Raw genomic sequence first — 14,870 nt, 5'->3', positions numbered from 1 at the left:
GGCCCGTTCCGTCGTTCCGGGAGTTCCGGGAGTTCCGTCAGGGGTCGGAAGGATCGGAAGGGTCCGTGGCGGCGAGGGCGTCGCGGAGGAAGGGGAGGATGCCGCGTTCGAGGAGGGCGAGGCGCCAGGCCTCGCGGGCGCGGGAGAGTTCGTCGTCCGGGGCGGGGGGCGGGCCGCCCGTGCTCACCTCGGCCGGGCTGTTGCGCAGGGCCGTGACGAGGAGTCCGGCGGCCGCGCAGAGCAGCCCGGCGGCGGCGAGGGAGCCGAAGACCAGGCCGGCCGTGAGCAGGGTCGCGCCGAACGCCACGGTGGGCGCGAGGGCGTGCAGCACCGCGCCGACCAGCAGGAAGATGACGGAGGCGGCGCCCGCGAGGACCGGGACCATGACGGTGACGATCGCGACGACGCCCGCGCCGGGGCCGGGGAGGTCGTACGCGGCCGGGGCGCGGGTCCCGAAGGCCGTGCGGTTCTGCTCGCGGACCTTCACGAAGTGGTCGTACTCGCTCGCGGCGGCGGAGGTGACGAGCGCCGTCGCGTTCAGGGTCATCGCGCGTAGTTGCGCGACGGTGAGCCGGGTGCCCACCCCGGCGAGTTCCGGACGTGCGTGGGCGGTGTCCAGTGCGTCGTCGAGGACCCGCTCGTACTCGGCACGGTCCTCGGTCAGCAGGTGCGGAGCCACGTTCATGTGCATCCCCCGATGCTCCGTAGGCCCGTGACGGCAGCGGGAAGGCGGCCGGGCGGGCGGAAACGGAGGAGAGCCTGCTACGGATGCACCCGATGGTATTGCGGCGACGCCACGGGCTGACAGGGTGTTTCCGGAAATCGCCCTCCACGGATGCGCAGGGTGATGCGTCAGGCGTTCGCTCTTTCGTTCAGGGGGAGTTGGACGACAAGCAGCTTTCCGGCCATGGTCACTCCGCCGTCCATGGCGATCGCGAGCCCGTCGGCGTACACGTGCGGCCCGTCGACGACCGGGCCGCCGCCGTCCTCGCCGTCCTCCGTGCCGACCTGGCCGAGGAGGTACGGGATCGGGCTGTGGCCGTGCACGATCCGGCTGCCGCCGTAGGTGGAGAGCAGCTCCTGGACGGCCTGCGGGCCCCCGTCGTCACGGAACGCGAAGCGCTTGGTGAACTTCCGGAACACGTCCCAGACCTCGTCCGCGTCGTTCCGGGTGAGGATCTCGTGGACCGTGTCGTTGACGTCCTCGATGGTCTCGCCGTATTCGAGGTACGCGGTGGTGTCCGAGTGGACGAGGAGGTGGTCGTCCTCCCGCACCACGGCGTCGAGCCGGGACATCCACTGGAGGTGGACGTCCTGGAGTCGGTCCATGTCCTGCTTCTGGCCGCCGTTGAGCAGCCAGGCGGCCTGGAAGGTGGCCGTGCCCGCGCCGGAGTTGACCGGGGTGTCGCCGAAGCGCTTGGCGCCGATGAGCAGCAGCTCGTGGTTGCCCATGAGGGCCTTGCAGTAGCCGCCGGCGGCGGCGGCCTCGGCGGAGAGCCGCATGACCAGGTCGATCACGCCGATCCCGTCGGGACCGCGGTCGGTGAAGTCGCCGAGGAACCAGAGGCGGGCGTTGCCTGCGGACCAGCCGCCGTTCTCGTCGACGAGGCCCTGGGCGCGGAGGGCCGCGAGGAGTTCGTCGAGGTAGCCGTGGACGTCCCCGACGACGTAGAGGGGACCGGGTCCGTCGCCGGACGGGACCTCGCCCGCGGGGGCGGGCACGGGGGAGACCTTCACCTGGACGGTGTCGCCGCGGTTGATGACGGGCAGGTCGCGCTCGGTCGGCGTGTACCCCTCGGGCACCTCGCCCTCGGGGAACGCGTTCCCGGGGTGGCCGGAGGCGGCGGGGTACGCGGGCGCGGCGGCGCGGTGACCGAGGTGGAGCGTCGGATCGGCGGGCATGGGCGCGGGGGCCTGCGGCGGGGGCGGGGGCGTCTGCGGTACGGACGCCTGCGGCACGGCCTCGGCCGCCGGGGGGTGCACCGGCGCCGGGGCCCGCACCGGCACGGCCTCGACCGGGGAGGGCGCGACGGGGGGCAGCGGCTCGCCGACGGCCGGCCGGGCGGCCGGGGCCGGGGCGGCGTGCGGTTCCGGGCCGGCGTGCGGCGTCGAGGCCGGGCGCGGCGCCGGGTGCTCGCCGGAGCCGGAGGCGGAGGCCTCGTGCGGCGTCGGGGCCTCGTGCGGCACCGGGTGTTCGGACCGTACGTGCTCCGCCGGCGCGGGCGTCCGCTCCTGCCCCGACTGTTCGACGGCATGGCTCTGTACGGGCACGCGTGCGTACGGTGGTACGCGGAAGTCACGCAATGTCGCCGTGCGTACCACGGGCTCCTGACCGGCCCCCTGAGTCATCGACCCCTCCACCACCGTCGCGATGCCCTGCACATCGCGGACCGGCCTGGTCGGGGTGGCCCGCGGTGTCGTCCGCCCATCATAGGAATGAGCGTCCTCCTGTGTGACGCACCAGGGGTGGTGAATCCGGGTCCACTCCGGGTTCACCGGTCGTTTCGCCCGAATTGGGAAGGTCCAGTCCAGGGTTGGGGCCGGTGCGGTGATCGGTTTCGCCGTTCTCGCCCGTGGGCAGGGACGAGAACGGCGTGTTCGAAGGCGTTCCTTTCCAGGGGAGCCGGACCTTCGCCGCGGTCCTCCGTGTCCGGTCGCCGCGGTTCTTCGCGTCAGCCCCCCGTGTCAGTCCTCCGTGTCAGTCCTCCGTGTCAGTCCTTCGCGGGTGAGCGCGGCGGGCTGACCGTCGTGCGGGGCGGGCGGCGCTGCGAGGAGGTGCGGACGATGAGTTCGGTCGGTATCACCTGCTCGACCGGTCCGTCGGTTTCGACCCCCTCGATGGCGTCGATGAGGAGCTGGACGACGGCCGTGCCGATCCGGCGCGGTTTGAGCGAGAGCGTCGTGAGGGGCGGTTCGGTGGTGGCGTAGCCGGCCGACTCGCTGCAGCAGACCAGCAGGAGGTCGTCCGGGACGCGCAGCCCATAGCGGCGCGCGGCCGCGAGGAGGTCGGTTCCGTTGGGGTCGAAGAGGCCGTACACGGCGTCGGGCCGGTCCGGGCGGGCGAGCAGCCGGTCGGCCGCGACGGCGCCCGCGCACGGATCGTGCGCCGGATAGGCCTCGTAGACGGGGTCCTGGCCCACCCGCGCGCACCAGTTGAGGTAGGCGGTGGTGGACAGGCGGGTGTAGGTGTCCGTGCTGGTGCCGGTGAGGAGGCCGATGCGGCGGGCGCCGGCGTCGGCGAGGTGGTCGAGCAGGTCGAGGACGGCGGCTTCGTGGTCGTTGTCGACCCAGGCGGTGACCGGAAGGGTGCCGGCGGGGCGTCCGTCGGAGACGACGGGCAGGCCCTGGCGGACCAGTTCGGTGACGACGGGGTCGTGGTCGGAGGGGTCGATGACGACGGTGCCGTCGAGGGCGACGTTCGACCAGACGTCATGGCGGGAGGTGGCGGGGAGGATGACCAGGGCATAGCCCCGGGCGAGCGCGGCCGATGTGGCCGCCCTGGCCATCTCCGCGAAGTACGCGAATTCGGTGAAGGTGAAAGGTTCATCCCCGTACGTGGTCACGGTCAGGCCGATGAGTCCCGACTTGCCCGTGCGGAGCGTGCGGGCGGCCGCGGACGGGCGGTAGCCCAGCCGGTCGGCGACCTCGCGGACGTGGCGGCGGGTGGCGTCGGGGAGCCGGCCCTTCCCGTTGAGCGCGTCGGAGACAGTCGTGATGGAGACCCCGGCGGCGGCGGCCACGTCCCGGATGCCCGCCCGGCCCTGCCGGCTTCCCCGGGTCTGTGCCCGGCTCACCTGGTGCTTCCCTGCTGCTGTCATGGCGAGCCGATAGTAGGGCGATGAGGGGCGGTCGGTACGGACGCATATGCAGACGTTGACAGGCACGTTTCTGCATGATCGAAAAGCATGAAATGGATCTGGATCAAAGGTAGTTGCAGGTCCACGCCTATGACTTGGCGTTGACAGGCGGTGTGGGCCTGGCGAGGGGGCGAAGTCTCGAAGAGGTCTCAACTCACCTCTACGGGGGATGCGCGCCACGGCGCTCGCCACCGGCGCGCGCCACCCGTCCGCGCGCCCCCACCCCCGGGGCCGGTGGCGGGGCCGTGTCCCTCCTGTTGTCCGCGGCCCATTCGCAGCGGGAGCGAATCCTCTTAAGGTGAGCAGTATTGGCGGTACGGACGGTCGAGGAGGCCACACTGTGAGCGAGACCAGCGGGACGAGGACCGGCAGCCCCAGGCTGCGCGCCGAGCTGGACGGCGTCCCCACCTACAAGCCGGGCAAGCCGGCCGCCGCGGACGGACCCGTGGCCTTCAAGCTGTCCTCCAACGAGAACCCCTACCCGCCGCTCCCGGGGGTCCTGGAGAGCGTGGTGGCCGGCGCCGACACCTTCAACCGGTACCCGGACATGGCCTGCACCGCTCTGACGCAGGAGCTGGCGGACCGCTTCGGCGTGCCCGTCTCGCACCTGGCCACGGGCACCGGCTCGGTCGGGGTCGCGCAGTCGCTGCTCCAGGCGACCTCGGGCCCGGGCGACGAGGTGATCTACGCCTGGCGCTCCTTCGAGGCGTACCCGATCATCACGCAGATCAGCGGGGCCACCTCGGTGCAGGTGCCGCTGACCGACGGCGAGGTGCACGACCTCGACGCGATGGCGGAGGCGATCACCGACCGGACCCGGCTGATCTTCGTCTGCAACCCCAACAACCCCACGGGCACCGCGGTGCGCCGGGCCGAGCTGGAGCGCTTCCTCAACCGGGTGCCCTCCGACGTCCTGGTCGTGCTCGACGAGGCGTACAAGGAGTTCGTGCGCGACCCCGAGATCCCGGACGGCATCGAGCTGTACCGCGACCGGCCCAACGTCGCCGTGCTGCGCACCTTCTCCAAGGCGTACGGCCTGGCCGGGCTGCGGGTCGGCTTCGCGGTCGCCCACGAGCCGGTGGCGGCGGCGCTGCGCAAGACGGCGGTGCCGTTCGGCGTGAGCCAGCTGGCGCAGGACGCGGCGGTGGCCTCGCTGCGGGCCGAGGACGAGCTGCTCGGCCGGGTCGGCGCGCTGGTGTCCGAGCGCGAGCGGGTCCGCGCGGCCCTGGTCGACCAGGGCTGGACCGTGCCGGACACCCAGGCGAACTTCGTCTGGCTGCGGCTCGGCGAGCGGACGGCGGACTTCGCGGCGGCGTGCGAGCGGCACGGCGTCGTGGTGCGCCCGTTCGCCGGCGAGGGCGTGCGCGTCACGATCGGCGAGGGCGAGGCGAACGACCTGTTCCTCCAGGCGGCGGAGGGCTTCCGCAAGGAGCTCTGAGCCTCACCGGAGCGCGTTCCGACGGCCCCCGCGAGCAACCGCTCGCGGGGGCCGTCGGCGTGTGAGGAAAGAGACGCCCTGGAAAGGGCCCCCGAAGACAAGTACGGATTTCGTATGAGCCATAATGCTTGTGAATGTGAACGCGTTCACAAGCGTGCCCCGGTTCGTCCCGCTATAGGGGGGACGGTCAGGGCAAACTGCCGATGTGACCACGGCGATGTAAGGAGAAAACGACGTGGACCTCGCTCTTGCGCCAGAGACCCTCGCGCGCTGGCAGTTCGGCATCACCACCGTCTACCACTTCCTCTTCGTCCCGCTGACGATCTCCCTCGCGGCGCTCACGGCAGGCCTCCAGACCGCCTGGGTGCGGACGGAGAACGAGAAGTACCTCAGGGCGACGAAGTTCTGGGGCAAGCTCTTCCTGATCAACATCGCCATGGGCGTCGTCACCGGCATCGTGCAGGAGTTCCAGTTCGGCATGAACTGGTCCGACTACTCGCGCTTCGTCGGCGACATCTTCGGCGCCCCGCTCGCGTTCGAGGCGCTCATCGCCTTCTTCTTCGAGTCGACCTTCATCGGGCTCTGGATCTTCGGCTGGGACAAGCTGCCGAAGAGGATCCACCTCGCCTGCATGTGGATGGTCTCGATCGGCACCGTTCTCTCCGCGTACTTCATCCTGGCGGCCAACTCCTGGATGCAGCACCCGGTGGGCTACCGCATCAACGAGGAGCGCGGCCGGGCGGAGCTCACCGACTTCTGGCTCGTGCTCACCCAGAACACGGCCCTCACCCAGTTCTTCCACACCATCACGGCGGCCTTCCTGGTCGGCGGCGCGTTCATGGTCGGCATCTCCGCCTTCCACCTGGCCCGCAAGAAGCACATCCCCGTGATGAGGACCTCGCTGCGGCTCGGCCTGGTCACCCTGATCATCGCCGGCCTCGGCACCGCCATCAGCGGTGACCTGCTCGGCAAGGTCATGTTCAAGCAGCAGCCGATGAAGATGGCCGCCGCCGAGGCGCTCTGGGACGGCGAGGCGCCCGCCCCCTTCTCGATCTTCGCCTACGGCGACGTCGACAAGGGCCACAACAAGGTCGCCATCGAGATCCCCGGCCTGCTGTCCTTCCTCGCGAACGACGACTTCACCTCGTACGTCCCCGGCATCAACGACGTCAACAAGGCCGAGCAGGAGAAGTACGGCCCCGGCGACTACCGGCCCAACATCCCCGTCGCCTACTGGGGCTTCCGCTGGATGATCGGCTTCGGCATGGCCTCCCTGACGCTGGGGATCATCGGCCTCTGGCTGACCCGGAAGAAGTTCATGCTGGCGCCGGGGCTGCGGACGGGCGAGGACGAGGTGCCGAACCTGGTCCTCTTCAAGAACAAGGCCCTCAGCCCCCGCATCGGCAGGTGGTACTGGATCGTCGCGCTCTGGACGATGCTCTTCCCGCTGATCGCCAACTCCTGGGGCTGGATCTTCACCGAGATGGGCCGTCAGCCGTGGGTCGTCTACGGCGTGCTGCGCACCCGGGACGCGGTCTCCCCCGGTGTCTCCCAGGCCGAGGTCCTCACCTCGATGATCGGCTTCACGCTGCTCTACGCCGTTCTCGCGGTCATCGAGGTCAAGCTCCTCGTCAAGTACGTCAAGGCGGGGCCGCCCGAGCTGACCGACGACGACCTCAACCCGCCCACCAAGATCGGCGGGGACACCCGTGACCCCGACCGGCCCATGGCCTTCTCGTACTGAGGCTCAGGAGACCGAGGCATGGAACTTCACGACGTCTGGTTCGTACTCATCGCCGTCCTCTGGATCGGCTACTTCTTCCTGGAGGGCTTCGACTTCGGGATCGGCATCCTGACCAAGCTGCTCGCCAGGGACCGGCCCGAGAAGCGGGTCCTCATCAACACCATCGGACCCGTCTGGGACGGCAACGAGGTGTGGCTGCTCACCGCCGGCGGCGCCACCTTCGCCGCCTTCCCCGAGTGGTACGCGACGCTGTTCTCCGGCTTCTACCTGCCGCTGCTGCTCATCCTGGTCTGTCTGATCATCCGGGGCGTGGCCTTCGAGTACCGGGCGAAGCGGCCCGAGGAGAACTGGCAGCGCAACTGGGAGCAGGCCATCTTCTGGACCTCGCTGCTCCCCGCGTTCCTCTGGGGCGTGGCCTTCGGCAACATCGTCCGGGGCGTGAAGATCGACGCGGACATGGAGTACGTGGGCACCTTCTTCGACCTGCTCAACCCGTACGCGCTCCTCGGCGGACTGGTCACGCTCACCCTCTTCACCTTCCACGGCGCGGTCTTCGCCTCGCTCAAGACGGACGGTGACATCCGGGTACGGGCCCGGGCGCTCGCGCTCAAGCTGGGTCTGGTCACGGCGGTGCTCGCCCTCGTCTTCCTGATCTGGACCCAGATCCACACGGGCGACGCCGCCAGCTTCGTGGCGATGGTGGTCGCGGCGGTGGCGCTGGTCGGCGCGATCGTCGCCATCAAGGCGGGGCGCGAGGGCTGGTCGTTCGCGCTCTCGGGCGTCACGATCGCCGCCTCGGTGGCGATGCTCTTCCTGGCGCTCTTCCCGGACGTCATGCCGTCTTCGCTCAACCCTGAGTGGAGCCTTACCGTGACGAACGCGTCGTCGAGCCCGTACACGCTCAAGATCATGACGTGGTGCGCCGGGATCGCGACCCCGCTGGTGCTGCTCTACCAGAGCTGGACCTACTGGGTGTTCCGCAAGCGGATCGGTACGCAGCACATCGCCGACAGCGCCCACTAGGGCCGGCCGGCGCTCAGAGAGGGGCATGTTTCACGTGAAACCGATCGACCCGCGTCTGCTCCGGTACGCCCGGGCCACCCGTGTCTTCCTGATCGCGGTGGTCGTGCTCGGCCTCGTCGGAGCGGCGCTGGTCGTCGCCCAGGCGATGCTCGTCGCCGAGGTCGTGGTGGGGTCCTTCAAGGAGGGCCGGTCGGTTTCCGCCCTGGCCACGCCCCTGCTGCTGCTCGCCGGAGTGGCGGTGGCGCGGGGGCTGGTCTCCTGGCTGACCGAGCTCGCCGCCCACCGGGCGAGCGCGGCGGTCAAGTCCGAACTGCGGGGGCGGCTCCTCGTCCGCGCCGCCGCGCTCGGACCGGGATGGCTCGGCGGGCAGCGGACCGGCTCGCTGATCGCCCTCGCGACGCGGGGCGTGGACGCGCTCGACGACTACTTCGCGCGTTACCTGCCCCAGTTGGGCCTCGCGGTGGTCGTGCCGGTGGCGGTCCTGGCCCGGATCGTCACCGAGGACTGGGTCTCGGCGGCGATCATCGTCGTCACGCTGCCGCTCATCCCGCTCTTCATGATCCTCATCGGCTGGTACACCCAGGCCCGGATGGACCGGCAGTGGAAGCTGCTCTCGCGGCTCTCCGGTCACTTCCTGGACGTGGTGGCCGGCCTTCCCACCCTCAAGGTCTTCGGCCGGGCGAAGGCCCAGGCCGAGTCGATCCGCGCGATCACCTCCGCGTACCGGCAGGCGACCATGCGCACGCTGCGGATCGCCTTCCTCTCCTCCTTCGCCCTCGAACTGCTCGCCACCCTGTCGGTCGCCCTCGTCGCCGTGACCATCGGCATGAGGCTCGTCCACGGCGACCTCGACCTCTACACCGGGCTCGTCATCCTGATCCTGGCGCCCGAGGCGTACCTCCCGCTGCGGCAGGTGGGGGCGCAGTACCACGCGGCGGCGGAGGGGCTCGCGGCGGCGGAGGAGATCTTCGACGTCCTGGAGCAGCCGGTACGGAACGGGGGGACGGGCGCGGTCCCGGACTCCGTGCGCCTCGAACTGGACGCCGTGACGGTGCGCCACGCGGGGCGGACCGAACCGTCGCTCGACGCGGCGACGCTGACGGTCGAGCCGGGCGAGACGGTGGCTCTGGTCGGGCCGAGCGGCTCGGGGAAGTCGACGCTGCTCGACGTGGTCCTCGGGTTCACGGCCCCGGAGCCGGGCGGCACCGTCCGGGTCGGCGGCGAGGACCTCGCGGGGCTCGACCTGGAGGCCTGGCGGTCACGGATCGCCTGGGTGCCGCAGCGCCCGTACCTCTTCGCGGGGACGATCGCCGAGAACGTACGGCTCGCCCGCCCGGACGCCTCCGACGAGGCGGTACGGGAGGCCCTGCGGGACGCGGGCGCCGACGGGTTCGTCGCGGAGCTGCCCGGCGGGCTCGACACCCCGCTCGGCGAGGACGGCGCCGGGCTCTCGGCGGGGCAGCGGCAACGGCTCGCGCTCGCCCGCGCGTTCCTGGCCGACCGGCCCCTGCTGCTGCTCGACGAGCCCACGGCCGCGCTCGACGGCGAGACGGAGGCGGGCGTGGTCGACGCGGTCCGGCGCCTCGCGGCCGGCCGGACGGTCCTGCTCGTGGTCCACCGCCCGGCGCTGCTCGCGGTGGCGGACCGGGTGGTGGGCCTGGGAACGGGTACCGGGGCGGGCGGCGGTGCGGGCCCGGCCGGTGGCGTCGGTATGGACGGGGCGTCGGCTTCGGTCGACCGCGTCGGTACGGACGGGGCGTCGGCTTCGGTCGACCGCGTCGGTACGGATGGGGCGTCGGCTTCGGCCGGTGGCGCGGGTGCCGCCGGACCGGTGGTGCCCGCCGGGCGTACGGAGGCTGCCGGGACGGCTCCGGTCGGCGCCTCCTGGGACGCCGGTCGGGATGCCTCCGGGGAGGTCAACCGGGACGCCGGCCGGGACGCCTTCAAGGACGCCTTCAGGGACACCGGATCCGGTGCCGTCGACGCGGCGGTCTGGTCCGGGGTGGCGACCGTGGCCGCCGCGCCCGACGGCGAGGCGTCGGTCCCCGGGGGTTCCGGGGCGTTCGCGGCCCCGCGCGGTGTGCTCCTGCGGGTCCGGGACATGGCCGGGGAGCTCAAGGGGCGGATGGCGCTCGCGCTGCTGCTCGGAAGCCTCGCCCTCGGATCCGCCGTCGGGCTCATGGCCGTCTCCGGCTGGCTCATCTCCCGGGCCTCCGAACAGCCCCCCGTCCTCCACCTGATGATGGCGGTCACCGCCACGCGCGCCTTCGGCATCGGCCGGGCCGTCTTCCGGTACGCCGAGCGGCTCGTTTCCCACGACGCCGTCCTGCGGATGCTCGCCGACCTGCGGGTCTCCGTCTACCGGCGGCTGGAGCGGATCGCCCCGGCCGGCCTCGGCCGCACCCGGCGCGGCGACCTGCTCTCCCGGCTCGTCCAGGACGTCGACGCGCTCCAGGACTACTGGCTGCGCTGGCTGCTCCCGGTGGGCGCCGCGCTCGTCGTGGGCGTCGGGGCCGCCGGGTTCACCGCCTGGCTGCTCCCCGAGGCCGGTGCCGTCCTCGCCGTGGGCCTGCTCGTCGCGGGAATCGCCGTACCGGCGGCCGGCGGGGCCCTCGCCCGCCGGGCCGAACGGCGGCTCGCCCCCGCGCGCGGCGCCCTGGCGACCGCCGTGGCCGACCTGCTGCGCGGCTGCGCCGAGCTGACCGTGGCCGGCGCGCTGCGGAGCCGTACCGAAAGGGCACGGGAGGCCGACGGCGCCCTCACCGGCATCGCCTCCCGGCAGGCCGCCGCCACCGCGCTCGGAGCCGGGCTCTCCGCCCTGGCCTGCGGCCTGACGGTCGCGGCCGCCGCGCTCGTCGGCGTCCAGGCCGTACGGGAGGGGCGGCTCGACGGGGTCTCGCTCGCCGTGGTCGTCCTGACCCCGCTGGCCGCCTTCGAGGCCGTGACCGGGCTTCCGCTCGCCGTCCAGTACCGCCAGCGCGTCAAGCACAGCGCCGAGCGGGTCTTCGAGGTGCTCGACGCCCCCGTGCCCGTACGGGAGCCGCGGACGCCCGCCGCTCCCCCGGCGGGTCCGTTCCCCCTCGAACTGTCCGGGATCTCCGCCCGGTACGCCGGGCAGGAGCGTCCGGCGCTCACCGGCTTCGGGCTCACCCTGGAGGCCGGGCGCCGGGTCGCCGTCGTCGGCGCCTCCGGCTCCGGCAAGACCACGCTCGCCCAGGTCCTGCTGCGGTTCCTGGACGTGGAGCACGGCACGTACCGGCTCGGCGGCGTGCCCGCCTGGGAGCTGGACGGGGACGCGGTCCGGCGGATGGTCGGCCTGTGCGCCCAGGACGCGCACCTCTTCGACAGCTCCGTCCGCGAGAACCTGCGGCTCGCCAGGGTCGGCGCGGACGACGGGGAGCTGCGCGAGGCGCTGCGCCGGGCCCGGCTGCTCGACTGGGTCGACGGGCTGCCCGACGGGCTCGACACCCTCGTGGGCGAACACGGCGCCCGGCTCTCCGGCGGCCAGCGCCAGCGGCTCGCGCTCGCGCGGGCCCTCCTGGCCGACTTCCCGGTCCTCGTCCTCGACGAACCCGCCGAGCACCTGGACCTCGCCACCGCCGACGCGCTCACCGACGACCTGCTGCGGGCCACCGAGGGCCGCACCACCGTCCTCATCACCCACCGGCTGCACGGCCTCGACGCCGTCGACGAGGTGCTCGTCCTGGACGGGGGCCGGACCGTGCAGCGCGGCCCGTACGCCGAGCTCGCCGCGGAGGACGGCCCGCTGCGCCGGATGCTGGAGCAGGAGAGGGCGACCGACCTGCTCGCCGTCACCACGACGACCGGAGCAGCTGACTTTTCTCGCTAAATAGGACTTACTAGGCTCAAGCCATGACCGCCGCCGAGTCCGACGCCCCGGACCCCCTGGAAGCCGCCACCCGGGCCACCCGCAGCCTCCAGGGGCTGTCCACGGAGCTCACCGCCCGCGTACCGCAGCTCCTGGAGGCCATGCGCTCGGTCGGCACCGGGCTCGAACTCCACTCCACCCTCGACCGCATCTGCGAGACCGCCGCCGAACTCGCCGACGCCCGGTACGCGGCGATCGGCGTCGTCGACGACGAGGGCGACGGCCTCTCCGACTTCGTCACCTTCGGCGTCGACGAGGACACGGCCCGCCGGATCGGACGCCGCCCCGACGGCCACGCGGGGCTGCTCGGCGCGCTGATCCGCGACCCGCAGACCATCCGCCTCGCCGACCTCTCCAAGGACCCGCGCGCGGCGGGCTTCCCGCCCGGACACCCGCCGATGAGGTCCTTCCTCGGCGTCCCCATCCGGGTCCAGGGCGAGATCTTCGGCAACCTGTACCTCGCGGAGAAGCGCGGCGCCGACGACTTCAACGACTACGACGTGCACATGGTCCGGGTGCTCGCCACCGAGGCGGGCATCGCCATCGGCAACGCCCGCCTGTATGAGGCGGCCCGGCAGCGCGAACGGTGGATCGACGGCTCGGTCGCCGTCACCACCGCCCTGCTCTCCGGCGGCGACGCCGACGACGCCCTCACGGTCGTCGCCGAACAGGCCCGCCGGCTCGCCGACGCGGACGCGGGCATCGTGCTGCTCCCCGCCGAGGAGGGCGGTCTGGAGGTCGTCGCGGTCTCCTCGCCCCGGTCCACGAAGTGGCTGGGCGTGGTGGTCCCGCCCGAGAGCGACGTGGTGGAGCAGCTCTTCGAGGGCGAGGCGGTCTTCGTCCAGGACGCCTCCTCGGACCCGCGCATGACCAGCCCGATGACCTCGACGTACGGGCCGAGCATGATCCTTCCGCTGCAGAGCGGCGGGCGGGTGCTCGGGGCGCTCGCCATGCCGCGCGTACGGGACGGCCGTCCGTTCACGGAGACGGAGCGGACGCTCGCCACCCAGTTCGCCTCGCAGGCGGCGCTCGCCCTGATGATGGCCGACGCGCAGCGCGACCGGGAGCGCCTCGCCGTGTACGAGGACCGCGACCGGATCGCCCGTGACCTGCACGACCTGGTCATCCAGCGGCTCTTCGCCACCGGCATGATGCTGGAGAGCGCCCAGCGCAGGTCGATCGTGCCGGCCGTGCGCGAGGGCGTGGGCAAGGCCGTGGACGAGCTGGACGTGACCATCCAGGAGATCCGTACGGCGATCTTCGCGCTCCAGCAGGGACCCGCGGAGGCCCCGTCGGGGCTGCGCACCCGGGTCCTGCGGGAGATCAACATGGCGGCCGTGCCGCTCGGCTTCAAGCCCGCGCACCGCTTCCTCGGCGCGATCGACTCGACGGTCGGCGAGCTCACCGGCAAGAACCTCGTCGCCGCGCTGCGCGAGGCGCTCTCCAACGCGTTCCGGCACGCCGACGCGAGCCGGATCGAGGTGGTCGTCGACGCGGGCGTCACCCTGCCCGATGGCTCCGCCGGGGTGCGCCTGTCGGTCGCCGACGACGGCGTCGGCATCCCGGCGGGCGGGCGGCGCAGCGGCCTGCGCAACCTGGCGCGCCGGGCGGAGTCCCTGGGCGGCGCCAGCTGGTGCGGGCCGGGGCTCGGGGACGGCGGCGGGGGGACGACGGTGGTGTGGGAGGCACCGCTCTAGGGGGTGTCCGTCGCGGCTAGCGCGGGCCCGTGGTTCCGGTGAGGGCCTCGGCGACCAGCCGCTCGATGACGACGGCCACGCCGTCCTCGTTGTTGCCGGCCGTACGACCGGAGGCGGCGGCGAACACGTCCGGGTGGGCGTTGCCCATCGCGTACGAGCGGCCCGCCCAGGTGAGCATCTCGATGTCGTTCGGCATGTCCCCGAAGGCGACGACCTCCTCGGCCGTGATGCCGCGCGCGGCGCAGCACAGGGCGAGGGTGGAGGCCTTGGAGACGCCGAGCCCGCTGATCTCGATGAGGGCGGTGGGGCTGGACCGGGTGAAGGCGGCCCGGTCGCCCGCCGCCGCCCTGGCCACCGCGAGGAACGCGTCGGGGTCGAGGTCCGGGTGCTGGGCGAGCAGCTTGAGCACGGGGGCCGCCGCTCCGGACTCCTCCTCGAAGAGGAGCTTCTCGGCGGTGGCGACGGTGGCGCCGGGGTCGAGGAAGAAGGGCGGGTAGTGCGGCTCGTAGTGGATGCCGGTGGTGAGCTCCACGGCGAAGGAGGTCCCGGGCGCGGCGGCGCGCAGGGCCTCGACGACGTCGAGGGCGACCGGCCGCTCCAGCGGGCGGACCTCCAGGAAGGTGCCTCCGGAGTGGAGGTCGACGACGGCGGCACCGTTGGCGCAGATCGCCATGCCGTGTCCGTGGACGTGCTCGCTGACGACGTCCATCCAGCGGGCGGGCCGGCCGGTGACGAAGAAGACCTCGATCCCGGCCCGCTCGGCCGCGGCCAGGGCGGCGACCGTGCGCTCGGAGACCATCTTGTCGTCGCGGAGCAGCGTGCCGTCGAGGTCGGTGGCGATCAGCCGGGGCGCCGGGGCGGAGGGACGCGGGGACCGCGGGGGGCGCGGAGAACGGGGAGAGGTCACCGCACCATTCTTCCGCACCTCGCGCACGTGCGTGCGGGGAGTCGCACATATGAGTGGCTTGGGAGGGAGTGGAGGGAGCGCGGGGGCGCAGGGGGCGCGCAGGGGTGGAGGGGCCGGTCCGGGTTCCCGGCGGGAGCTGTCGGCCACCACCGCCCGTATCCGGCTCGTTCGGACATGGCCGTAAACATCCGTTCGTTTTCCCGGGTGGCGGGGAAGGCTCCAGGGAGCTGACGGCGTCTCGGAGGGGGCGGGCATGGGCGCGGGCCGGCGAAGTGCGGAGTGCGATTTCTGCGGTGCCCCGTACGGGGCGTGGGT

General features: G+C 72.6%; 9 protein-coding genes. 5 read left to right on the top strand and 4 right to left on the bottom strand.

Features of this window, described 5'->3' with window-relative positions:
* Positions 1-37 precede the first annotated feature (37 nt).
* From ACIQVI_RS23080 to ACIQVI_RS23070, 3 genes are all read right to left on the bottom strand, one after another.
* Entirely contained in the window at positions 38-691 is a 654-nt protein-coding gene (locus tag ACIQVI_RS23080) for a hypothetical protein (RefSeq protein WP_351972308.1), read from the bottom strand.
* 161 nt (positions 692-852) lie between these two features.
* Positions 853-2,349 carry a metallophosphoesterase family protein gene (locus ACIQVI_RS23075; protein ID WP_403598889.1) on the bottom strand — a complete coding sequence of 499 codons (1,497 nt, stop codon included), beginning with the start codon at positions 2,347-2,349 and terminating at the stop codon, positions 853-855.
* Positions 2,350-2,711: 362 nt separating this feature from the next.
* Positions 2,712-3,818, bottom strand: a complete 1,107-nt coding sequence (locus tag ACIQVI_RS23070) for a LacI family DNA-binding transcriptional regulator (RefSeq protein ID WP_121828919.1) — start codon at positions 3,816-3,818, stop codon at positions 2,712-2,714.
* 379 nt (positions 3,819-4,197) lie between these two features.
* Between ACIQVI_RS23070 and hisC the strand changes: the two genes are divergently transcribed.
* The 5 genes from hisC (at position 4,198) to ACIQVI_RS23045 (ending at position 13,648) form a co-directional block, all read left to right on the top strand.
* On the top strand, positions 4,198-5,295 hold the full coding sequence (gene hisC / locus ACIQVI_RS23065; RefSeq protein WP_403598885.1) for a histidinol-phosphate transaminase: 1,098 nt from the start codon (positions 4,198-4,200) through the stop codon (positions 5,293-5,295).
* 235 nt (positions 5,296-5,530) lie between these two features.
* Positions 5,531-7,039: a cytochrome ubiquinol oxidase subunit I gene (locus ACIQVI_RS23060; protein WP_403598882.1), complete on the top strand. Its 1,509-nt coding sequence runs from the start codon at positions 5,531-5,533 to the stop codon at positions 7,037-7,039.
* An 18-nt stretch (positions 7,040-7,057) separates the two neighbouring features.
* Positions 7,058-8,062, top strand: a complete 1,005-nt coding sequence (cydB, locus tag ACIQVI_RS23055) for a cytochrome d ubiquinol oxidase subunit II (protein WP_403598879.1) — start codon at positions 7,058-7,060, stop codon at positions 8,060-8,062.
* Between the two features lie 34 nt (positions 8,063-8,096).
* On the top strand, positions 8,097-11,912 hold the full coding sequence (cydD, locus tag ACIQVI_RS23050; RefSeq protein WP_403598877.1) for a thiol reductant ABC exporter subunit CydD: 3,816 nt from the start codon (positions 8,097-8,099) through the stop codon (positions 11,910-11,912).
* Positions 11,913-11,935: 23 nt separating this feature from the next.
* Complete coding sequence (locus tag ACIQVI_RS23045) at positions 11,936-13,648, top strand: GAF domain-containing protein (protein ID WP_403598875.1); 1,713 nt, start codon at positions 11,936-11,938, stop codon at positions 13,646-13,648.
* Positions 13,649-13,664: 16 nt separating this feature from the next.
* Here ACIQVI_RS23045 and ACIQVI_RS23040 read toward each other — a convergent pair whose 3' ends face one another.
* Positions 13,665-14,555 (bottom strand): Cof-type HAD-IIB family hydrolase, encoded by an 891-nt coding sequence (locus ACIQVI_RS23040; protein ID WP_403598872.1) that lies wholly within the window; start codon positions 14,553-14,555, stop codon positions 13,665-13,667.
* Between the last annotated feature and the right edge of the window lie 315 nt (positions 14,556-14,870).

Origin of the sequence: Streptomyces sp. NPDC098101, assembly GCF_044760185.1 — a bacterium.
In the GTDB taxonomy this organism is placed as follows: Bacteria; Actinomycetota; Actinomycetes; order Streptomycetales; family Streptomycetaceae; genus Streptomyces.
This window is presented reverse-complemented; position numbering and strand designations above follow the sequence as displayed.